Origin of the sequence: Pseudomonas indica NBRC 103045 (assembly GCF_002091635.1) — a bacterium.
Lineage (GTDB): Bacteria > Pseudomonadota > Gammaproteobacteria > Pseudomonadales > Pseudomonadaceae > Pseudomonas_M > Pseudomonas_M indica.
Genome location: NZ_BDAC01000018.1, coordinates 40,225 through 60,840, shown reverse-complemented (window position 1 = coordinate 60,840; position 20,616 = coordinate 40,225). Strand labels below are relative to the sequence as shown.

At 64.8% G+C, this 20,616-nt stretch carries 24 protein-coding genes; 6 read left to right on the top strand and 18 right to left on the bottom strand.

Annotated features, from left to right (window positions below; translation table 11 throughout):
• Window positions 1-12: 12 nt before the first annotated feature.
• From flgD to flgB, 3 genes are read right to left on the bottom strand one after another with little or no spacing between them, the layout of a single operon-like run.
• Window positions 13-693, bottom strand: a complete 681-nt coding sequence (flgD, locus tag PIN01S_RS19325; protein WP_084337978.1) for a flagellar hook assembly protein FlgD — start codon at window positions 691-693, stop codon at window positions 13-15.
• Window positions 693-1,121, bottom strand: a complete 429-nt coding sequence (gene flgC, locus PIN01S_RS19320) for a flagellar basal body rod protein FlgC (RefSeq protein WP_084337976.1) — start codon at window positions 1,119-1,121, stop codon at window positions 693-695. The genes flgD and flgC overlap by 1 nt, the downstream gene beginning before the upstream one ends.
• A 4-nt stretch (window positions 1,122-1,125) precedes the next feature.
• A complete protein-coding gene (flgB, locus tag PIN01S_RS19315; protein WP_084337974.1) occupies window positions 1,126-1,491 on the bottom strand; it encodes a flagellar basal body rod protein FlgB in 366 nt (121 codons plus the stop codon).
• 78 nt (window positions 1,492-1,569) lie between these two features.
• Between flgB and flgA the strand changes: the two genes are divergently transcribed.
• From flgA to PIN01S_RS19295, 4 genes are all read left to right on the top strand, one after another.
• Complete coding sequence (gene flgA, locus PIN01S_RS19310) at window positions 1,570-2,382, top strand: flagellar basal body P-ring formation chaperone FlgA (RefSeq protein WP_244506005.1); 813 nt, start codon at window positions 1,570-1,572, stop codon at window positions 2,380-2,382.
• A gap of 276 nt (window positions 2,383-2,658) precedes the next feature.
• On the top strand, window positions 2,659-3,537 hold the full coding sequence (gene lafA, locus PIN01S_RS19305) for a lateral flagellin LafA (protein WP_084337972.1): 879 nt from the start codon (window positions 2,659-2,661) through the stop codon (window positions 3,535-3,537).
• 360 nt (window positions 3,538-3,897) lie between these two features.
• Window positions 3,898-4,728, top strand: a complete 831-nt coding sequence (locus tag PIN01S_RS19300; protein WP_084337970.1) for a winged helix-turn-helix domain-containing protein — start codon at window positions 3,898-3,900, stop codon at window positions 4,726-4,728.
• Window positions 4,725-5,180: a hypothetical protein gene (locus PIN01S_RS19295; RefSeq protein WP_084337968.1), complete on the top strand. Its 456-nt coding sequence runs from the start codon at window positions 4,725-4,727 to the stop codon at window positions 5,178-5,180. Before PIN01S_RS19300 ends, PIN01S_RS19295 begins: the two co-directional genes overlap by 4 nt.
• Before the next feature lie 247 nt (window positions 5,181-5,427).
• Here PIN01S_RS19295 and PIN01S_RS19290 read toward each other — a convergent pair whose 3' ends face one another.
• The 8 genes from PIN01S_RS19290 to fliD form a co-directional block, all read right to left on the bottom strand.
• The gene (locus PIN01S_RS19290) at window positions 5,428-6,378 is read right to left on the bottom strand and encodes an OmpA family protein (RefSeq protein WP_084337966.1); all 951 of its coding nucleotides are present in this window, start codon (window positions 6,376-6,378) and stop codon (window positions 5,428-5,430) included.
• Window positions 6,375-7,247, bottom strand: coding sequence for a flagellar motor stator protein MotA (motA, locus tag PIN01S_RS19285; RefSeq protein WP_084337964.1), 873 nt, complete (start codon window positions 7,245-7,247; stop codon window positions 6,375-6,377). Before motA ends, PIN01S_RS19290 begins: the two co-directional genes overlap by 4 nt.
• A gap of 2 nt (window positions 7,248-7,249) precedes the next feature.
• Window positions 7,250-7,984 carry a FliA/WhiG family RNA polymerase sigma factor gene (locus PIN01S_RS19280; RefSeq protein ID WP_084337962.1) on the bottom strand — a complete coding sequence of 245 codons (735 nt, stop codon included), beginning with the start codon at window positions 7,982-7,984 and terminating at the stop codon, window positions 7,250-7,252.
• 9 nt (window positions 7,985-7,993) lie between these two features.
• Window positions 7,994-8,473, bottom strand: a complete 480-nt coding sequence (locus PIN01S_RS19275; RefSeq protein WP_084337960.1) for a flagellar basal body-associated FliL family protein — start codon at window positions 8,471-8,473, stop codon at window positions 7,994-7,996.
• A gap of 62 nt (window positions 8,474-8,535) precedes the next feature.
• Entirely contained in the window at window positions 8,536-9,642 is a 1,107-nt protein-coding gene (locus PIN01S_RS19270; RefSeq protein ID WP_084337958.1) for a flagellar hook-length control protein FliK, read from the bottom strand.
• Between the two features lie 3 nt (window positions 9,643-9,645).
• Complete coding sequence (locus tag PIN01S_RS19265; protein WP_084337956.1) at window positions 9,646-9,957, bottom strand: hypothetical protein; 312 nt, start codon at window positions 9,955-9,957, stop codon at window positions 9,646-9,648.
• The gene (gene fliS / locus PIN01S_RS19260) at window positions 9,941-10,339 is read right to left on the bottom strand and encodes a flagellar export chaperone FliS (RefSeq protein WP_084337954.1); all 399 of its coding nucleotides are present in this window, start codon (window positions 10,337-10,339) and stop codon (window positions 9,941-9,943) included. Before fliS ends, PIN01S_RS19265 begins: the two co-directional genes overlap by 17 nt.
• Entirely contained in the window at window positions 10,336-11,664 is a 1,329-nt protein-coding gene (fliD, locus tag PIN01S_RS19255; protein WP_084337953.1) for a flagellar filament capping protein FliD, read from the bottom strand. The genes fliS and fliD overlap by 4 nt, the downstream gene beginning before the upstream one ends.
• 357 nt (window positions 11,665-12,021) lie before the next feature.
• Between fliD and PIN01S_RS19250 the strand changes: the two genes are divergently transcribed.
• Window positions 12,022-13,629 (top strand): T6SS phospholipase effector Tle1-like catalytic domain-containing protein, encoded by a 1,608-nt coding sequence (locus PIN01S_RS19250; RefSeq protein WP_084337952.1) that lies wholly within the window; start codon window positions 12,022-12,024, stop codon window positions 13,627-13,629.
• The gene (locus tag PIN01S_RS19245; protein ID WP_084337951.1) at window positions 13,626-14,276 is read left to right on the top strand and encodes a DUF2931 family protein; all 651 of its coding nucleotides are present in this window, start codon (window positions 13,626-13,628) and stop codon (window positions 14,274-14,276) included. The genes PIN01S_RS19250 and PIN01S_RS19245 overlap by 4 nt, the downstream gene beginning before the upstream one ends.
• A 15-nt stretch (window positions 14,277-14,291) precedes the next feature.
• Here PIN01S_RS19245 and flgN read toward each other — a convergent pair whose 3' ends face one another.
• The 7 genes from flgN to fliF form a co-directional block, all read right to left on the bottom strand.
• On the bottom strand, window positions 14,292-14,732 hold the full coding sequence (flgN, locus tag PIN01S_RS19240) for a flagellar protein FlgN (RefSeq protein WP_084337949.1): 441 nt from the start codon (window positions 14,730-14,732) through the stop codon (window positions 14,292-14,294).
• Window positions 14,729-15,010, bottom strand: coding sequence for a flagellar biosynthesis anti-sigma factor FlgM (flgM, locus tag PIN01S_RS19235; RefSeq protein WP_084337947.1), 282 nt, complete (start codon window positions 15,008-15,010; stop codon window positions 14,729-14,731). The genes flgN and flgM overlap by 4 nt, the downstream gene beginning before the upstream one ends.
• 415 nt (window positions 15,011-15,425) lie before the next feature.
• Window positions 15,426-15,851 (bottom strand): flagellar FliJ family protein, encoded by a 426-nt coding sequence (locus PIN01S_RS19230; RefSeq protein ID WP_084337945.1) that lies wholly within the window; start codon window positions 15,849-15,851, stop codon window positions 15,426-15,428.
• Window positions 15,851-17,176 (bottom strand): flagellar protein export ATPase FliI, encoded by a 1,326-nt coding sequence (fliI, locus tag PIN01S_RS19225; protein ID WP_084338113.1) that lies wholly within the window; start codon window positions 17,174-17,176, stop codon window positions 15,851-15,853. The genes PIN01S_RS19230 and fliI overlap by 1 nt, the downstream gene beginning before the upstream one ends.
• 5 nt (window positions 17,177-17,181) lie before the next feature.
• Window positions 17,182-17,874: a flagellar assembly protein FliH gene (fliH, locus tag PIN01S_RS19220; protein WP_084337943.1), complete on the bottom strand. Its 693-nt coding sequence runs from the start codon at window positions 17,872-17,874 to the stop codon at window positions 17,182-17,184.
• An 11-nt stretch (window positions 17,875-17,885) separates the two neighbouring features.
• On the bottom strand, window positions 17,886-18,950 hold the full coding sequence (locus tag PIN01S_RS19215) for a FliG C-terminal domain-containing protein (RefSeq protein ID WP_084337941.1): 1,065 nt from the start codon (window positions 18,948-18,950) through the stop codon (window positions 17,886-17,888).
• On the bottom strand, window positions 18,922-20,610 hold the full coding sequence (fliF, locus tag PIN01S_RS19210; RefSeq protein WP_084337939.1) for a flagellar basal-body MS-ring/collar protein FliF: 1,689 nt from the start codon (window positions 20,608-20,610) through the stop codon (window positions 18,922-18,924). Before fliF ends, PIN01S_RS19215 begins: the two co-directional genes overlap by 29 nt.
• Window positions 20,611-20,616: the final 6 nt, after the last annotated feature.

Here is a 20,616-nt window from a genome sequence, read left to right as displayed (position 1 = left end):
TCCTGTTAGGAGCTAGAGCAGTCCGGCCACCGGGGTCTGACCGAATTCGGTGATGTTGTAGAACGGCACGGAGCCGACGCCTTCGATTTCCAGCACCGGGCCCTCGCTGCTGACCCGTACCTGCTTCACCCGGCCGGCGACCTCCACCGTCGGGTACTCGCCGCTGTCGGTCTTCGCCTCGATGCTGTATTTGCCGGGCGCCAGGCCAAGGGCCTTCGGATCGACGACGAACTCCACCGCGCCGGCTTCCTGGGAGCCGAGCGGCACCTCGGTTTTCACGCCGTTGACATCGGTGAGCACCAGCACCGTCTTGCTCGAGGCATGCGCCTGGGTGAGCCGGCCGCTGACACTGTCGCCGTCGAGTTGCAGGCTGCTCGCCGCCACCTTCACGTCCTGGCCGACCAGGCCGGCCGCCGTGAGGGTCTGCAAGTTGTCGAGCAACACCAGGTTGCTCTTGGTGAGCGCCGTCATGTTCTCCATGCTTTTGACCTGGGACATGGCGGCGTACTGGTTGAGGAACTCGGTGCTGTCCACCGGCTTGGTCGGGTCCTGATTCTTGATCTGGGCGACCATCAGGCTGATGAAGTTGTTCTCCATCTGGGTGGCGTCGCTGACGTTCACCGCCTGGTTCTTCACCGCATCGATATCGAGCGACGCGGCATTCGACTGGCTCGTTGCGTTGACCGTGGCCATCAGGCGTCTCCCAGCTTGAGCAGGCTCTGCTGCATGCTCTTGACCCGGTTAAGCACCTCGACGCCGGTCTCGAAGCTGCGACTGGCCGACATCATGTCGGTCATTTCCTCGATCTCGTTGACGTTGGCGTAGAACACGTAGCCGTCGCGGTCGGCCAGGGGGTTGTCCGGCTCGTAGCGGCGCACCGGATCGCGACCGGCGGTGACCACGTCGAGCACCTGCACATGGGCGCCGCCGAGGCCGGCGTCGCGGGTCAGCTCGCCGTTCTCGTAGACCGCGGCGAACACCGGCTTGCGCGCCTGGTAGACATCTTCGGCGCTGGTCGCGGCCGACTCGGCATTGGCCAGGTTGCTGGCCACGGTGTTCAGGCGCACGGTCTGCGCGTTCATCGACGAACTGGCGATGCGGTAGATGGAATCGAACGACATGGCGTCAACGTCCCTCGATGGCCTGCTTGAGGCCGCGGAATTTCATGTTGAGAAAGGTCAGGCTGGTCTGGAAATCCATGACGTTCTTGGAGAACGCGCCCTGCTCGACGCTCAGCTCGACCGTGTTGCCGTCCTGCGACGGCTGGGTCGGCACGCGGTACTTCAGTTGCGGGTCGGCGCCGGCGGTGGCGACGTGCAGTTGCCGGTCGCTGTCCAGCCGCTGCATTTCGCCAGCGAAATCGATGTCCCGCGCCTGGAAGCCCGGGGTGTCCTCGTTCGCCAGGTTGGAGGCCAGAATCTCGCTGCGCTGCATCCGCAGCTCCAGCGCTCGCGCATGGACGCCCAGCGCGTCTTCAATCCGTATACTCATCACCCACACCTACCAAGGTTTCAGCATGGCCTTGCTTGAGCACAAACCATGCCCAACCTGACAAATGCGAGCATCTGATTGATTTTCCTGGACTTTTTTGGAGAAACCGAGACTCCTCGGGCCATCCTGCTTCCGCTTTCGGCGGGTCGCCGGGGCGGAAGCGGAAGCGTTCTTTCCGCCTGCCGCCGCCTGGTTTTCCTGCTCGCCGCGCTCCTGTCGCCGCTGCATGCCGTCGCCGAGGCGAGGCAGCAGATCGACGAGGCGGTGCATGCCTATCTGGCGCAACGGCTGCAGGAAGAAGCCAGCCGCCAGGGTTGGCAGGGCCTGCGTTTCACCCACGACAGCAGCCCGCTGTCCGCCACGGCGGCTCTGCCGGCCTGCTCCGTCCCGCCGCAAGTGAGCGTCAGCGGCGACAACCCGTCCCTGCTGGCGCGCCAGCGCTACAGCGTGCACTGCCCCGACCAGCCCGGCTGGACCGTCGCCGTGGTCAGCCAGGCGAACGTCTTCCTGCCCGTGGTCCATGCGCGCACGGTGATCGAGCGCGGCCAGACCATCGGCGCCGACCAGCTCAAGCGGGAAGAACTGAACATCGCCAAGGCCCCGCGCGGCTTCTTCAACGACCCGGACGACGTCATCGGCCAGGGCGCCAAGCGCCGTATCCGCGCCAACCAACTGATCACCCCCGCCCTGCTCGGCACGCCCTTGCTGGTCCGCCGCGGCCAGCGCGTGACCATCGTCGCCAACCAGGACGGCATCGCCGCCTCGGCCCAGGGCGAAGCCCTGGAAAACGGCCGCGAAGGCGCGGTGATCCGGGTGAAGAACCTCAGCAGCGAAAAAGTCATCGACGCCAAGGTGCTCGAAGCAGGGGTGGTGACCAGTACGTTTCAGTGAGGATGAGGCTTATCCGGGCGCATGCTTTTGTAGGAGCCAGCTCTGCTGGCGAAGCGTCCGAGCGGTTCCATCGCGAGCAGAGCTCGCTCCTACAAATGCCCGGGCTCCGGGAATACCGGAACGGCGATGGGGTGGGTCTTTCCAACAACACTTGATAGCCAGAACCAAAAAATTTTTCGAAGAGTCATTTAATCGGCGCCGGAAGTCGGTCGCCTTACCCCTTCAGCAGGCAAACACAGCCAGCTTCTCTCAAGCTCAAGCAGAAGGAATACCCAAATGGCTCTGTCGATCCACACCAACTACTCCTCCCTGGTAACCCAAACCAACCTGTCCAAGACCAACAACGCCCTGGGCACCAACCAGCAGCGTCTGGGCACCGGCCTGCGCATCAACTCCGCCGCCGACGACGCCGCCGGTCTGCAGATCGCCACCCGTCTGAACGCCCAGTCCCGCGGCATGGACGTCGCCATGCGCAACACCGGCGACGCCATCTCCATGCTGCAGACCGCCGAAGGCGCGTTCAACGAAATGACCGACATCCTGCAGCGCATGAAGGACCTGGCCACCCAGTCCGCCAACGGCACCAACGCCCAGGCCGACCGTGACGCCCTGCAAGCCGAGTTCGACGAACTGGGCAAAGAGCTGGCCAACATCATGACCAACACCAGCTACGCCGGCGAAAAACTGTTCGGCCTGGACGGCAGCACCGGCAAGTTCGGCGCCGCCGCCGTGGACTTCCAGATCGGCGCCACCACTGCCGAGAAGCTGACCCTGGACGTGACCACCGCTTCCGCCGCGCTGGGCACCACCCTGGACGGCCTGTCCAGCAACTACACCACTCCGGGCACCGCAGGCACTGAAATCGCTTCCGCCGCTGGCGCCAACACCATGATCGACACCATCGCTTCCGCCCTGGACGACGTCGGCTCGCTGCGCGCCCAGTTCGGCGCCAACATCAACCGCCTGAACCACACCAACAACAACCTGGCCAACATGAAGGACAACACCGACATGGCCAAGGGTCGCATCATGGACGCCGACTTCGCCAAGGAAAGCGCGAACATGACCAAGAACTCCATGCTCATGCAGTCCGGCATCTCCATGCTCAAGCAAGCCGGCCAGATGCCTGGCATGGTCATGTCCCTGCTCGGCTAAGCCGCAGCGACGCGCGGGGTGCATCCGCCACCCCGTCCCAAACGCCCCGACTGGTTCGGGGCGTTTTCGTTTGTTAGCCACTCGAAGTGGGTCTCACAGACGCTTCGCCAGCAGAGCTGGCTCCTACAAAAAACACGCGTCCATAACCCGGATAAGCCTTGGCGCAATCCGGAACCGCAGCCGCCCGGCCTGCCCTTCGCTTACCCAATCGCTTCCCCGAACCAGACAGGCTGCGTTGACGAACCCACCACTATCGTCACACTCAAACCAGTACTTGCATCACTATTTTTCTGACGTCAAAATGCCATCACTTTTATTCAGTATGTACGGCATTCCACCGTAAAACCGTCAGTCGACTACATGAACGCACCTTACGATCCTCAAGTGACCGGCGAAGCAGGGAATCTTTCTTGCCTGGTACTGAAAACAGGCAAGGACGATTGCTATGCGCGCTTCTATCCGGCCCTGTACCAGCTGGATCTGCAAGTGGATGGCAAACGGGAAAAAGTCGACCTCGGCTTCTCCGGAAGCCGGTTGCTGGAGCGCTTGTTGCTCGAGCCCGGCGAGGTGGTGTCGCGCGAAGCGCTGATGTCGCACGCCTGGTCGGACCGGGTCGTCGGCCAGGGCAGCCTGAACCAGCAGATCTATACCCTGCGCCAGGTGCTCGCCGACGAAAAGAAGCGGCAGATCATCCAGACCCTGCCGCGCCGGGGCTATCTATTCAATCCGCAGTTCCTGCTGACCCAGGTGCCAGCCAACGAACCGGTGGTCGAAGCGGAAGAAAGCGAATCACCGCCAGCCATACCCCCGGTGGCCATGAAACGCACCGCGACATGGCCGCTGCTCGCGCTCGCCCTGTTGGCCCTGTTCGGCATCAACGTGGCGCAGTACATCCACCGGATCGGCCTGCAGAGCGAACTGGCCAGGAGCCATGCCCAGGTGGGAAAGCTGCACGTCGAGTACATCGATGAAAAGGAACAGGCGCTCCCCGAACTGAGCAAGGCTACCCAGGGCCTGACCACGCGCATGGCAACCCTGGCGAAAAAACCGGTCGACGTGGTGATCGCCATGACCACCGGCTTTTTCGAAGTGTTCTGCCGTCAGCCGGACGGCGGCATGCGCACGCTGACGGTGAGCAGGAAACGGATCGACGACCTGACCGACCAGATGCTGCTGGAGTGCCTGCCATGAATCTGCCGTCTTTGACCGGCCGGGGCATCGCTACCCTGTCCGGGGTCGCGGTGCTGTTCGGCGGCGGCCTGCTGGCAACCTGGACGAATATCAATTCTGCCGCCGAACTCAGCGGCCGCTACACCTCGAGCGGACAAGTGCTGTCGAGCAAGGGCGAATTGACCGAGGTGCGCCACAGCATCCAGTTCAGCAAGGACCATTTCCACGCCATGACCCGCCAGGGCGACACCATCCTGGAGACCAGCGGCAGCGTCGAGTTCGGCTTTCTCGGCCATTACCTGCTGCGTGTGGAGAGCGGACGCATTTCCGGTCTCTGGCCGAACAACGCGCTGGACGACGACCTCCTGTTCAACCTGCTGTATGCCCGCAAGCCGGGTTCGACACTCAAGCTCGAACCGCTCCACGGCTGCCTCTACGCCCAGGAAATCCGCCAGGTCTACTGTGCGCAGTGAGCCGCTGGATGTGATCGCTCTTGGGTAGGGACGCCCCCTCGCCGGGCGAATGAATTCGCCCCTACAAACTCGTTGCACCGAACCCGCTTTTCGTAGGAGCCAGCTCTGCTGGCGAAGCTTTTGCGCGGTTCCATTCGCGAGCAAAGCTCGCTCCTACAACGAATAGGCCATACCTCGTCGTAGGGGCGAATTCATTCGCCCGCCCTACCCTCGCCAGGCGAATAAATTCGCCCCTACGCAAGCGGTGTCAGAGCGGCTGTTTTTCCGGCTGTACCGGTGCCACGTAGTCGCTGCCCTTCGGCGAGTAATGCACCTGCGCCTGGGCATCGCCGAACAGTTCGCGGTACAGCGCTTCGGCGCGGGTGGTCAGCAGCAACAGTTCGATGCGCCGGTTGGCGCCGTCTTCCGGCTCCTCCGGTCGCAGCGGCATGACATCCGCCTGCGCCGCCACCTGCAGCACGCTGGCCGACGGCAGGCCGGCATCGACCATCACGTTGCGCGCCCGCAGTGCGCGGTCGCCGGAGAGGTTCCAGTTGTTGTAGCCGGCGCGCGTCCGGTACGGTGTGGCGTCGGTGTGGCCACTGATGATCAGCTTGTTGTCCACCTTGGCCAGGATGCCGGCGAGCGCGCCGAGCAGCCCCTGGAAATGCGGGTTGAGCACCGCACTGCCGCGCTGGAACATGAAGCGCCGCTGGTCGTCCTTGATCAGGATGCGCAGGCCCTGGGGCACCACGTTGACCTCGATGTTGGCCATCGCATCGACTTCCAGCGCCATCTTTTCCATCAGCTCAGCCAGCTCGGCCATTTCCGCCGAAGAGCCGTAGCGCTTGCGCGAGGCTTCCCCTTCCGTTCGCTCGCCGTCCCGTAGCGGCTCGGCATCGGCATCGGCATCGGCGACAGGCTGGCTGTCCTGGCGCTCAGGCAGCGGTACGCCGTCGAGGTCGAGCGGGGTCTGCCTGGTTCCGTCGAACACACCCGCGCCGCCATCGACCAACGGGTTGGTCATAAGATCGGATTGTGGCGGCACAGGCGACTGGTTCTGCGGCTGGACCACCCAGAGCACCATGAACAGCGCCATCATCGCCAGGGTGAAATCGGCGAAGGCCACCTTCCAGGCGCCGCCGTGCTCCTCGTCATGCCCCTTCTTCGAGCGGCGTTTGACGATGATCTCGTGGTCCTTGTCGGAACGCTTCTTCATGCCACGTCCCTTTCATCCTCGTAGCGGTTGACCCAGGTCTCCAACTGCTTGAAGGCAGGCTTCACGTCCTGCTCGATCAGCTTGCGCCCAGCATCCACCGCCAGCAGCGTCGGCTTGCCGGCGACATGCGCCACCAGGGTGGTGCGCACGCATTCCAGGGCCGACAGCTCGGTCTTGATCCGCTGTGCCATGGCGTTGCTCAACGGGTCCATCAGGCAGTAGCAGAAGAAGATGCCGAGGAAGGTACCGACCAGCGCTGCCGCCACGTGGGTGCCGACGTCGGCGACCGAACCGCCGATGTTGCCCATGGTGATGATGATGCCCATGATCGCCGCCAGGATGCCGAATCCCGGCATGGCTTCTCCGATCTTGTGCAGCGATTTCGACGGCAGCAGCAGCGTGTGCTCCATGGCCTCCAGCTCCTGCTCGAGGAAACCTTCCAGCTCATGGGCGCTGATCTTGCCCATGGCCATCAGGCGGAAGTTGTCGGCGATGAAGGCCATCAGGTTCTTTTCCTGGCGGATCAGCGGGTACTTGGCGAACAGTTCGCTCTGCTCCGGCTCCTCGATGTGCGCGTCGAGCACCTTGAGACCGCCGACATCGACCATCTCCAGCAGTTCATAGAGCAGCATCAGCAACTGCCGCTGGAATTCCTCGCCGCGTCGCTTGTAGACGAACACGCCCTTGATCTGCGAGCACATCTCCATCAGAACCTCCTTCGGGTTGCCGACGATCAGGCTGCCCAGGGCGGCACCCAGGATGATCACCACCTCGGCCGGCTGCCAGAGCACCCGCATGTCGCCATGGGCCATGGCGTAACCGCCCAGTACACAGGCGACGATGATCAATGCACCCAATAACTTCTGCACGTTCAGGCTCTCTCGGTCAGGTAGCGGCAGGCCTTGTTCAGCGCCTGCTTGCTCAGTTGGCATACCCGGGCGTCGCTCACATCGAGGACCAGGGCGATTTCTTTCAGGCTCAGGTCGTGCTGGTAGTAGAGCGTCAGCACCAGGCGCTCGCGCTCGTCCAGCCGGCTCAGCGCCTGCGCCAGCAGACGTTCCTTGAGCACGCGTTCCTCGACGCCCTGGGCGCCGTCGGCGAAGGCTTCGTGGCCGTTCTGCAACAGCTCGTCCAGGCTCTCGATGGCCTCGCAGGACTCGGCCTGGAGGAAGGCTTGGTAATCCTTCTCGGCGAGGCCGGTGGCGGCGAGGATTTCCTCGTCGCTCGGCGTCCTGCCGAGCTGGCGCGCCAGTTGGCGGATGGCGTCGCGGATCTTGTGGGTCTGCTGGCGCACCTGGCGCGGCCGCCAGTCCTGGCGGCGCAGCTCGTCGAGGATGGCGCCGCGCACGCGCAGGGCGGCGTAGCGGCCGAAGCCCTCGTCCGGCTCGCCGTAGCGGCGCAGGCAATCGAGCAGGCCCATCAGGCCGATCTGCTCCATGTCCTCGCGGTCGAGCACCTGGTTGGCCTGCAGCGACAGTTGGCTGACGATGCGCTTGACCAGCGGCAGGTATTGCATCAGCCACTTCCGCTCGTCCTCCGGCCGCAGCAGCGCGGGCGCCGCCTGGCCAAGGGCGTAGTCGTAATCGATAGCGCAGTTCGCGTTCATGATCGGCTCTTATTGCACGATGAGTTTGCTGACCAGCACGTGGACGAAAGGCACCGCGACCTTCTTGCTGGCGAAATCGTCGAGCAGGACCTTTTCCAGGGTCCCTTGCAGCTCGGTGATCGGCAGCCCGCGCAGTTGGTCGAAGCTCAGGGTGGAGAGATGCGCCACCACCGAGTTGCGCACCATGGGGTCGACCTGTTCGAGCTTCTTGCGGTCGGTATCCAGCTCGGCCTGCAGCACCAGGTCCAGCACGAAGTAGTGCTCGCGTCCCTTGCCGGGCAGGCTGACGATGACCTTTTCGATGGGGAAGAAGGTGTATTCCGACGCTTCCTCTGCCTCGGCTTCGGTCCGCCCCTCGACCGACTCGCCGTTCGCCACACCGCCACCGGCCTGCAAGGTCTTGAGCATGCTGTAGTTGAATGCCAGCCCGCCCAGGGCGATGACCGTGTTCAGGACCAGCATCAACAGGATGATTCGCGGCATCGCCATAAACAGTTCTCGACTCACATCAAAAGAATGACTGAAAAAGCCCGACCACAGCCGACGGGCGCTTACACGGTGACCAGGACATCGTCCGACGCCGCCCGCCGGCTGCCCGACGATGAGCTCTCACGCAGGACGTTCGCCGCGATTTCATCCTCGACCGGCGCCCAGGCCCGCCCCTGCCGGGCGTGCTGCTGCCCCGACTGGCCGTCGGCGGAAACCTGCACGCTGACTTGCAGAAAGTTCTGCCCCACCAGTTCCTGGCGCAAGCGTTCGCTGGTCTGGTTGAGCAGCCGTGCGACATCGCTTTGCGCGGCGGAAATCTGCACGTTCAGGCGGCCCGACTCGTGGCTCAGGTAAATCTCCAGGCTGCCCAGTTCCGGCGGATCGAGACGGATGCAGGCGTTCTGTACGCGCTGCTGAACCTGCAACTCGACGGTGTCGCGCAAGGCATGCAGCATCTGCTCGCCCCACTTGGCCTCCGGTGCCTCCAGCTTCAGCGTGCGTTCCAGTGTCGTCGCCGGCTGCACTGCCGCCATGGGCGATGCGATCGGGTTAGCGCCGTCGATCGCCGGCGAAGCGGCCTGCGGCAGCGACGACGCCTTGCCACCGGCACGTTCCAGGGAGGCGAGCAACGCCACTTCGCCACTCTCGGCCGGTTCGGCAGAGTGAAGCGCCGGTGTCGCTTCGGGCATGACGAAGGCACCACCGACGCCCAGCGAGGGCGGCACGCTCAGCGGTTGGGTCAGCCCGTCCTGCCGCAGCGGATTCACCACCACCTGGGGAATGCTCCGCAGGGCGATGTCCATGGCTTGCCGGGCCGGTGTTTCATCGCTGTCCTGTGCCTGCACGCGGGTGGCGCGCTGGTCGAGCATGCTCAACAACCAGCGTTCGGCCCGCGATTCCGTTTCCGGCGTCACGGTCAGCTCCACCGGCAGGATATCGGCCACCTGCGGCTGCAGCTCATCCGCCCCGGATTCGGCCGACAGCGCGTCGATGGACTCGTCGCGGTCGCTCTCATTGGGCGTTCCATTCTCGGGAAGCAGCGCCGTGTCGGGCAGGATGAACGTCTCGCCGGATCGGGCGACGGCCCCCCGCGGGTCGCCACCTGGCTTCGCCATGCCCTCGGCCGATACGGCGACGACCGGCCCGCGCTGGGTTATCGAATGAAGCACGCCTTATCTCCCATACATCTCGGTCCGCATGTAGGCCGAACGTCCCTCGGCATACTCCAGGTGTGTCAGCAACAGTCGCCGCAGGCGCTCGCACTCCTCGGCGCACGCCTGGAGCGCCTGGCCGTGCAGCCGCTGCAAGGCCCGCTTGGCGCGCTGCAATTCCGGCTCCGGCTCGCGCCCGGCGAGGGCCTGCAACAGCTCGCGGATATGCGCGTCGATGGCGGCCATGCGCTCCCAGTCCTTCTTCGCCAGGGCTTCGGTCAGCTCGCCCTGCACGGCGAGCAGCCGGCGGCCGAGGTCATCCACGCTGGGCATTCACGCCATCCCAGCCTTCGCGCAGCACTTCGAGCAGATGGACCACTTCGTCCAGCCCCTCCAGCGACAGCGTCACGCTGACGTCGGAGAGCCGGTAAATGCAGTAGTCGTAGAGGCGCGCCAGGCCCTGGACCATCTCGCCGCCGTTCTCGTAGTCGAGGGCGCCGTTGAGGCCGTTGAGAATGTTCAGGCATTTCTCCAGCGACTGGCCCTTCTGCTGGTAGCGCTTGGCCTCGATGTGGCCGCGGGCGCGGGCCAGCTCGTCGAGCAGGCCGTCGAACAGGACCAGGACCAGTTCATAGGGCGACGCCGCGGCCGCGCGGGCCTCGAGGTCGACGGAGCGGTAGCTGTCGTAACTGTCGTTCAGGTGATAGGTGCTCATGAGAACATGCCGTAGGTTTGTTCCATCGCCGCCATGGTCTGCATCAAGCCGGTGTACTGCTTGAGGTAGCGACCGTAGTAGCTGTCGTATTGCTTCTGGAGGTTGTCGAACTGGTCGCCGACCCGGCGCAGCATGGCGTTGAGGGTCTCCTTGCGGCTCTTCATCACGCCGTTGACGCTGCTGGTGTAGACCGCCAGGTTCTTGTCCAGGCTGTCGATCAGATTGCCCTTGTCGGTGAACAGCTTTTCGAAGCCGTCAGGGTCGGCGGCGACGGCCTTCTCGAAGCGCTTGGCATCGAGGGTCAGCTTGCCGTTGCGGTCGGCGACGATGCCGAAATCCATCAGCGTCGCGCCGCCGTAGGAGGTCCGCAGCACCTGGTTGAGCATGCTCTCGATGGCGCGGATGCTCGAATCGCCGGCCAGCACGCCACGGGCGGTGCTTTCGTTGCCGCTGACGGTCAGCGAATCGAAGCTGCCCATCAGCGTGTTGAACGCGCTGATGAAGGCCTGCGCCTTGTCCTTGGTCGCGCTCTGGTCCTGGCCGATGTCCACGGTGAGCGGCTGGCCGCCGGCCTGGTGGGCCTGGGTGAAGGTCAGGCTGACGCCATCGATGATCTGGTCGAAGGTGTTGCTGCCGTTGGTCAGCAGCATGCCGTTCTCACCGCCGAGGCGTACCCGGGCATCCTTCGCCGCAGACAGTTCACGTGCACTGGCCAGGGCACTATCGAACGCCCCCCCGCTGGTACCGGACGCGGACAGGCTGATGGCATTGGCGGTACCGGTTTCCTCGCTGCCGAGCACCAGGGAGACCGTGCCGTTGCTGCGTACCAGGGTGGCGTTGACGCCGGTGTTGTCCGCCGCGCCGTTGATCGCCGCCGCCAGCTCGTCGAGGGAGTTGATGCCGTCGCCGTCCTTGTCCACGCCGGCCAGGTCGATGCTGAAGCTGCTGCCGCCCTGGCCGATGGTCAGGGTGCCGCTGGTGTCGACGTCGCTGTTCTGCAGGCCTTCCAGGGCGAGCTGGTGACGGGTCGCCAACTGCTCGACGAAGAACTGGTAGCTGCCGGGTACCGCAGTGGCCCCCACCGTGGCGGTGGCATAGCCGCTCTGGCTGAAGGTGGCGCTGTTGACCAGCATGCTGCCGCTGCTGCCCTTGAGCCCCTTGACCGCCGAGGCGAACGAGCGCAACGCCGTCTCCAGGGTGGTCACGGCGTTCAACTGGGCCTTGTAGGTGGCCTGGTTGCGGTTGGCCCGCGTCAGCGCCGACTGGACTTCATAGGAAGCCAGTTGGGAGGCCATCTGCTGTACGTAATCCGAATCTATCGCCATGGTGTCGAATACCCCTTTTCTGCTCTTGAGCAATAACGATGCCAATGCGTAACCCTTTGATTTAACGGGGTCATACCGCATGGGACGGTGAAAGACGGCTTCCGCTCGCGGGCCTGAGGCGGCGATGCGGAAGCCCTGTTTCCGCTTCCGCACGCCCGCGGACTCCCAGAGGGAAAAGGCGACCCATCCGCCTCCCCGCTTAAACAACCGCGAGCCGGTTCATGAAATCGCCCGAGGCTGTGCGATGCCCCACGCAGGCCGGCTGGGATGCCCCGCAAATCCCGACATTCGCGTTGAAGCGCAGTCCCGGCGGCAGGCAGTCTGCCGCGCGGATGCCAGGGAAACAGGGAGAACGGCATGGCTCGAGACAAGCGCCCGCTGGTCACGGAGTGGAAGTGGTACAAGAACGGCCAGGGCCTGCTGGTCCGCCGGGTGGTCACCGCGGAGGAACATGAGGCTCGACAACGCGCCACCGATGAAGCCCGCGCCCGCCAGGAGCGCTTCCTGGATGAGCAGGTCCGGATCGCCGACGAATTGGAACGGCGGCGGCTCGAACGGCAGGTCGCCGTCAGCCTGCGCATCGGCGTGTTCTTCGACGGCACCGGCAACAACACCGCCAACGCCGAAGAAGGCGCCGCCTGCCGCCGCTCCCGGAGCATGCCGGAAGACCAGGCCCGCGCCATCGTCGACCGCTGCGAGCCCTACAAGCTGACCGGCAGCTATGCGAACGATGTGACCAATGTGTGGCGGTTGTACGACCTATACCCGGCCTCTCGCGCGCTTCAAGGCGAAGGGCAAAAGCGCTGGGCATCCTTGAGCATCTATGTCCAAGGCATAGGCACCGTAGCCGGCCAGCCGGATCAAGTGTTCAGCTCCGCGACCGGACGCGGGGAAACGGGTATTGCCGCCCGTGTCTATGACGCTTTCAAGGCGATCCGGAGCGAAATCAAGCAGATGCTTCAGCAGAACGCCGACTTCCAGATCGAATCCATCACCTTCGATGTCTTCGGCTTCAGCCGTGGCGCAGTGGCCGCCCGGCATTTCGCCCATCAGCTCCTCTTCGTGAAGGACTGGCCGGTGTACGAACTGCTGTCCAGCCTGGGCAGGCACCTGGAAAGCCATTTCGTGCATCGCTTCGGCGAGGGTATTCGCGCCGGCGTGCTCGGCCTGTTCGACAGCGTGGCCGCCACCGCCGGCTGGACCGACTGGAGCGTGCGCAACCCAGTGGAACCGGGCCTGACGATCGCCCTGCCCCAGTCCCACTTTCCTCATGTGGTGCATCTGGTCGCCGCCGATGAACAACGGGCCAACTTCCCGCTCAGCAGCCTGGCCCCGGATCACCTGGAAATCGCCCTGCCCGGCGTGCACTCGGATATCGGCGGTGGCTACCTGGCCGAGGATCAGGAACGTGTCCTGGTCGGCCCGATGCGCGCCCAGACCGTACCCCTGCAGACGCCCATCGAAGAAACCGCCATCTATGCCGAAGTCCAGGAAGACCTGGCCCGGCAGATCGCCCAAGGCTGGCCTGCCGACGCCCTGAGCATCCACACGCCGCCCGCCGAACCACTGCCGGCCGATCCCCAGGATCGACTGGCGCCCCGCCTCAAGCGAGTTTTCGCCGGTGTGGAACTGAGCCGCCCCATGAGCGGAAAGCTGTCGCTGGTTTACTTGCGACTGATGCACAAGCTGGTCACCGAAAGAGGCGTCCCCTTGGATGTCATCGATATCCATGATCCAAAGTATGAGATCCCCGACGAATTGGCGCTCCTCTGCGAGCGCTTCCTAGCCGGCGACTACCAAGTGACCGACGCCGAGTACCGTGTGCTCCGCAGGCGCTACATTCATTGCTCGGCACACTGGACACCCATCCTCAATGGGCATTACAACCGCCTGCTCTACGTCAACACGCCCACGAACGATGGCATACGGGTCATCCATCCCCACAAGCCCCAAGGACGCCCATGAAACGATTACGGATAGCCCTGCTCGCTCTGCTCGCCGGCTGCCAAGCCGCGCCCGCACCACATCCTTCCCTAAAAGCACCTCCCGACTGGTGGCAACTGGGTTTTACCGTCCCCGACTGTATGGACGCCTGGGTGGAGTGGGCCGCTACGGAAGATATCCAGGGACAGATGTTCAACCGCATCGGCAGTGGCCTCCCCGCCTATAACTGCCCCGGCAATAACTCGACGGAAGTAGCCCGGGGATGGCAGGGTCCTGGGGTAGGCGGTCGGCAGGTTCCCGGGGCGGACCTGCCCAAGCGGATTTATGTCCGCTGGCAGTCCATCGTCGAACGAAAAACCTACAGGGCATGGATCGAAATACCTGAACAGGCACGCACCCTTATGCGAGCCAGCCAAACCCAAACCTGCCCCAACGATCCAGATTTCGGCATTCCGGGTATCTCCATCCATCTCGGTCTGGCCCCCGGTGGAGCGATAGTCGTCTGGGTGCGCGATCCTTGCTTAAAGCCAATTGAAGTCGCCCGCGACCAGGCAGAAGAAGAGCCCCTCGGACCACACCAAGGTGAATCAAAAGGACACTACTACCCACAAAAGGAAGCCTCCAAACGCTACATCGAACGCTTCGGCATTCCCTACGGCAGTTGGTGAATGCTCCTCCGGCATTCAGCACGGCTGTGGGGCGTAGAGTTGGGCGGGGTCGGTTTCGCCGAGCAACTGGTCGAGAATCTCGTGGTGCATGGCCAGTAGTTTGCCGTTGCGTTCGTTCAGGCGCTTGCACTGGGCCGCGAGTTGGCCGAGTTGTTCCCAGGATTCACGGAGCCGTGCCCGCTGGGCCGGGGGGAAATGGTCGAGCAGCTTCTGCATGCCCTCGGCGCCCTTGTCCAGGCGGAAGGCCGTGAGGATTTTGCTGCGCCGCTGCGCGCGGGCGCCCATCTGCTCCAGCATGTCGCCGATCTGCCGGTTGAGCAGGTCGATCCGCCCGCAGTCGCGCTTGAGCAACTGGTCGTACAGTTCCTGCATCAGGCCGCGCAGGCCGAGGTAATCGGCGCAGTCCTGCTGCAGGTCCTGTTCGAAGACATGCAGCAACTGGGCGGCTCGACTCACGTATCGCTACCGCTGTGGTAGGCCAGCATGCTGCCGGCGAGACTGTCGGCATCGCTGCGGATATCGCCACGCTGGAGTGCGGCCTTGATCGCGGCGACCTTGTCCAGGTCGACGTCGGGCAGGCTGCGCAGGGCATCCTGCAGCGGCTCGAGGCTCGGTTCGGCGGAAACGCGGCTGGCGGACGTGGATTTCGCCGGGCTGGTGCGGTCGTTCCGGGCCACATTCGGGGCCTCGGCCTGGGCCGTGAAGCTGGATTTGAAGTGCCGGTTGATTTCCATGGTGTGATCCAAACGCTGGGTGTCACGGGGTATAAGCGACCGTCACCCGGCAAGACTTAAATGGTTTTTAAAAAATTTCTCTCTGTATGCATTTACTGAAGCCCTTAGCCAAACCGATTATCGAGTTCAGTAGAGACTTCTTGTTTCGCCCCCCGGCGAGTTACTTCTGGCAGTCGCCCCAGAAGGTAACCAAGAGGGCTTGCCCCGACATCCAGGTTTCGCTGCGCTCGACTTCCCTCCCTCCATCGCCGTTCCGGGGGCCGACCTCGGCGGCCCCGCACGAACGGCCATCCCTGGCCAATCGCGCCTCTCGCGGCATCCATGCCGCTCGTCCCCCTACACGACGATTCCGCTCGGCCTCCTGACGGGGCGTCCGAGTTAGCCGAACCTCTTCTGCAAACCGTCTGGCATTCGCTCAACTGCCATGTGCCCGCCACCAGCTCTGGGCGGCGAGGCCATCCTGGATTTTCTGCTCCTGCCGGGCAAGGTCTTCCTGCCATTGCATCATCTTCATGTCGATCACCTGGGTGAGGATCTTCTCGTTGCGCATGGCTTGCAGCAGCTCGGCCTGGATGCGCGCCAACGCCGCTTCGGCGACGCTCAGTTCGCGGCGCTGCAGTTCGACCATCTTGTGCAGGGTCGCCTTGTATTTCTGCTGGTTGTCGCGCTGCAACGGCGTGGTCATGGGCACGGTGAATCCGCACAGGCGGCTAAGGCCGGCGATGTTGTTGCGGTAGCGCTGGCAGAGGTTCTGCTGGTAGGCGACCCGGCCGAGCATCTGCCGCACCTTGTTCTCGCGCAGGCTGGCCAGCCGCGACAGGGTTTCGATCTGCTCTTTCATCATTTCACCAGGCTCTGCAGGGTGGCGATGCTCGGCGCCAGCTCGGCGGCGTCGCCGGTCTCCTGGCGCAGGAAGCGTTCGATGGCCGGGGCCAATTGCACCGCGCGGTCGGTCTTGGCGTCCATGCCGGGGGTATAGCCGCCCAGGGGGATGAGTTCCTTGATCTTGCCGTAGGTGCTGTAGAACTCCTTGAGCTGCCGGGCCGCGCCCTGGTGCGCCGGGCTGGTGACCTGGCTCATGCAGCGGCTCACCGAGGCGGCGATATCGATCGCCGGGTAGTGGCCGACGTCCGCCAGCCGGCGCGACAGGACGATGTGGCCGTCGAGGATCGCCCGCGCGCAATCGACGATCGGGTCCTGCTGGTCGTCGCCCTCGGCGAGCACCGTGTACAGCGCGCTCAGGCTGCCCCGCTCGCTCTCGCCGTTGCCGGCGCTTTCCACCAGTTCCGGCAGCATGGCGAACACCGACGGCGGGTAGCCCTTGGTCGCCGGCGGCTCGCCGAGGGCCAGTGCGATCTCGCGCTGGGCCATGGCGTAGCGGGTCAGGGAATCCACCAGCAGCAGCACGTCCTTGCCCTGGTCGCGGAAATAGGCGGCGATGCTGTGGCACAGCTCGGTGGCCTTCAGCCGCATCAACGGCGACTCGTTGGCCGGCGCCACCACCACCACGGCCTTGCGCAGCCCTTCCGGGCCGAGGGCATGGAGGATGAACTCCTGCACTTCGCGGCCGCGCTCGCCGATCAGGCCGACCACCACCACGTCGGCCTTGGTCTGCCGGGTGATCATGCCGAGCAGCACGCTCTTGCCCACCCCGCTGCCGGCGAACAGGCCGACACGCTGACCCTTGCCTAAGGTGAGCATGGCGTTGATCGCCCGCACGCCGACGTCCAGCGGCTCGGACACCGGCTTGCGCTTGAGCGGGTTGACCGAGGGCAGCTCGCCCGGCAGCGGATCGCGCCCGCCCAGGCGGCCGAGGTCGTCCAGCGGCTCGCCGAGGCCGTTGATGACCCGTCCCAGCCAGGAATCGTCGATCTGCAGCAGGGCCTCGTCCCGCGCCGGGAACACCCGCGAGCCGGCGGTCAGGCCCATGGGCTTCTTGAATGGCATGAGGTAGGTGATGTCGCGGTTGAAGCCCACCACCTGGGCTTCCAGCATGCTGCCGTCGGCCTGCTCGACGTTGCAGCGCTGGCCGGTCATGCGGCGGCAGCCGAGGCTTTCCAGGAGCATGCCGGAAACCCGCACCAGCCGGCCGCTGACCTTGGCCAACTGGACCGACTCCAGGGAGCGCAGGGCGTCGTCGAGCTTGAAGCTTTCCAGCAGCGACATGCTCATCAGGCCTCAGCCACGTTCAGGTGTTCGGAGAGCGTGTCCATGCAGGAATCCAGGCGCTGCTGGCAGCCGATGTCGGCCTCCGCCTGGGCGGTCACCACGCGGCACTCGCCCAGGGCCAGGCGCTCGTCGGGCACCAGCCGCCAGGCCGCCGCCCGCTCGGGGGCGAGGTCCTTGATGCGAGTGCATTCTTCCGGGTTGAGGTGGATGTGCACGTCGCCCTGCTCGCCCGGCATGGCCGCCAAAGCCTCTTCGGCGAGGGTCAGCAGTTGCGTGGGATTGAGGGTCAGCTCGCAGCGGATCACCTGCTTGGAGACTTTCTTCACCAGCTCCAGCAAATCCTGGCGGCGGTTGCGTTCGAATTCGGCGAGGAAGCGGTTCAGCTCGGCGGTGATGCGGTCCAGCGGCTGGCTGGCCGCCTCGAAAGCCTGGCGACCCTGCTGGCGGCCTTCTTCACGGCCCTGGCGCAAGCCTTCCTGGCGGCCGGTTTCGAAGCCTTCGCGCTGACCGGCTTCCTGCCCTTGCAGCAAGCCCTCCTGGTAACCCTTCTCGATGCCCTGCTGGAACCCGTCGGAGATCGCCCGCTGCAGGGCCGACGGATCGCCGCTCCAGTCCGTCTGCACCGGCGCACTGCACCGCGGCGGGAAACGATAGGGCCGCCAGTTGCGGCCATCCTTGATCACCTTGACCGTCATCGCCGCGCTCCTCATTCCACCGTCTGTTCACGGAACAGCTGGACCTGCAGTTCGCCCTGGGCCGACAGCTCGCGGACCACCGCCATGATGTCCTTGCGCACCTGCTCGACGCGGCTGAGCGGCACCGGGCCCTGACGCCGGTTGATCGACTCCATCTGCTGCGCCTGGCGCTTGGGCAGCGCGCCCTGGATGGCGCGGACCAGCTCGGGCTCGGCGCCCTTGAGGGCGACCACCCACTCTTCTAGCGGGATGGCTTCAAGCAGCGTTTGCAGCACTTCCTGGTTCTGCCGGGAGAGGATGAAGAAGTCGTACATCTCGTCCTCGATCTTCTCTACCAACTCTTCGCTGTGGGCGCGCAGCAGCTCGAACATCTGGTCGCGATTGCCCTTGAAGCGGTTCATGATGTCCGCCGCCTGCTTCACCCCGCGCACTTGCGAGCCTTGGGTGGAAAGCACCGAGAGGCTGCGCTCGATGAGCTGCTCCAGTTCCTCGATCACATCGCTGTTGATCTCGGTGAGGTTGGCGATGCGGTAGAGCAGCTCGTCCTGGCGCTCGGCCGGCATGCACTCCAGCACCTCGCTGGCCATGCCCGGCGGCAGGAAAGCGAGGAACACCGCCTGCATCTGCGGGTGCTCCTTGGCGATCAGCGCGGCGAACTGCTTGGGATCGAGCCATTCCATCTTGGCCATCTTGGCGCGGATTTCCTCGCCGTAGATGCTGTCCAGCAGGCTGCGGGTGATGTCGCCGCCCAGCGCCTTGCCGAGCATGCGCGAGAGGTAGCTGCGCGAGGCGCCCTTGATGCTGCTCTGCTCCTTGAAATCCTCGAAGAAGCGGCCGATCACCTCGGAGACCATCGGCTGCTTGATGTTGCTCAGGCGCGCCATGGCCTGGCTGATGCTGACGATCTCTTCGCGAGTGAAATGGCGCAGCACGCCGGCGGAGGCGTCGTCGCCCATGCTCAGCATGAGGATCGCCGCCTGCTCGACCGAACTGAGCGGCCGGGCCTGGCTGCGCACCCTGATTTCCTTCGACGTGGACTGGCCAGCGTCAGCTTGCCGGGTTGAGGTCTCTTTCATTTCGCCCTATCCACTGCTTGATGACTTCCGAGACACGCTCGGGATCGTTCTTCGCCAGCATCTGCAAATGCTCGATCTGCATTTCCAACCCGGAATCCGGAGCCGGCAGGCGGATTTCCGAAAGTGGGCTCAATTCGCCGAGGATGTTGATGCCAGGGCTTTCCTCACCCACCTGGGCGAGCAGGCGTTCGCTGCGCTCGCTGGCCAGCGCCGCCAGGGCATCGCCCTCGGGCAGCGCCTGGGGCTCGTCGGGGCGCGCCGGGCTGGTCAGGTTGCGCACCGCCGGGCGAACCACCATCAACAGCAGGAGCAGGCTGATCAGACCGAACACACCGAGCTTGATCAGCTCATGGATGCGGCTGTTTTCCCACCAGGGCAGCGGCTCTTCCGTCACGGCTTCGTTGGCGAAGGGGAACACGCTGACGGTGAGCAGGTCGCCACGGCTCTGGTTGAAGCCCACCGCGCTCTTCACCATCGCCTCCAGCTCCGCCCGCGCCTCGGGCGTCCAACCGCCTTCCGGCGCGCTGGCGGCATTCAGCACCACCGCCACGCTCTGCTGACGCAGGGAGAACGGCGCGTGCTTGACGTGGGTGACGGTCTGGTCGTAGTCGAGCTGACGGGTCGACTCCTTGCGCAGCGACGTGGCCGCCTTGTTCTCGGTGTCCTTCTTCTGCTGCTCGTTACCGGCGTTCCCGGCGTTGCCCTGTTCGTCCTCCGGCTGCGGCACCGGGCGGTTGCTCAGGGAGCCGGGCACGCCCAGGGCCAGTTGGTCCAGGGTGCTCTCGTCGCGCAGCACCTCGTTGCGCAGGCGCGGCGCGTCGCCGTAGGCCTGGAAGGTCTCTTCCTTCTGGCTGAAATCGAAGTCGGCGGCCACGCTGACGCGGTAGTTGCCATTGCCGAGGATCGGCGCCAGCACCTCTTCCACGTTGGCCACCGCCTTCTGCTGGTAGTCATCCGCCACCTGCCAGCTCTGCGCCGGCCCGCCCCAGGCATTCAGCCCGCGCGACAGCAGTGCGCCGTGCTGGTCGACCACGCCGACGTCCTCCGGCTTGAGCTGCGGCACGCTGTTGGCCACCAGGTTGACAATAGCCGCCACCTGCTCCGGCTTGAGCCGGTAACCGGGCGCCAGTTGCACCATCACCGAGGCCTTGGCCGGGTCGCGTTTGCTGACCACGAAGGAACTGGTTTCCTCCAGCGCCAGGTGCACCCGCGCCGACTCGATGCCCTTGAGCGACATCACGGTGCGGGCCAGCTCGCCTTCCAGGCTGCGCTTGAGGCGCACGTCCTGGACGAACTGGCTGGTGCCCAGCGGCTCGTCGCGGTCGAATAGCTCATAGCCGGCCGGCACCGAGACTTTCACGCCCTTGGCGGTCAGCAGCATACGCGCGCGGGCCAAATCGTCCTCCCGTACCAGCACCTGGCCGCTCTGCGGATGGATGCGATAGGCCACCGCCTCGCCGTCCAGCACCTGCATCACTTCGGCAGCCGGATAGGCCTCGCCGGAGCCGTACAGCGGGCGGAACGCTCCCTGGTCGCGCCACAGGTAATACACCACGCCCACCGCCAGCAGGGCGGCCACCGCCGCCATCGCCAGCAGCGACAGGCGCGGGTCCAGCTTCAGCCCTTGCGCGGGCAGCTTGCTCTTGATTGTCTGCAGCACGGCTCA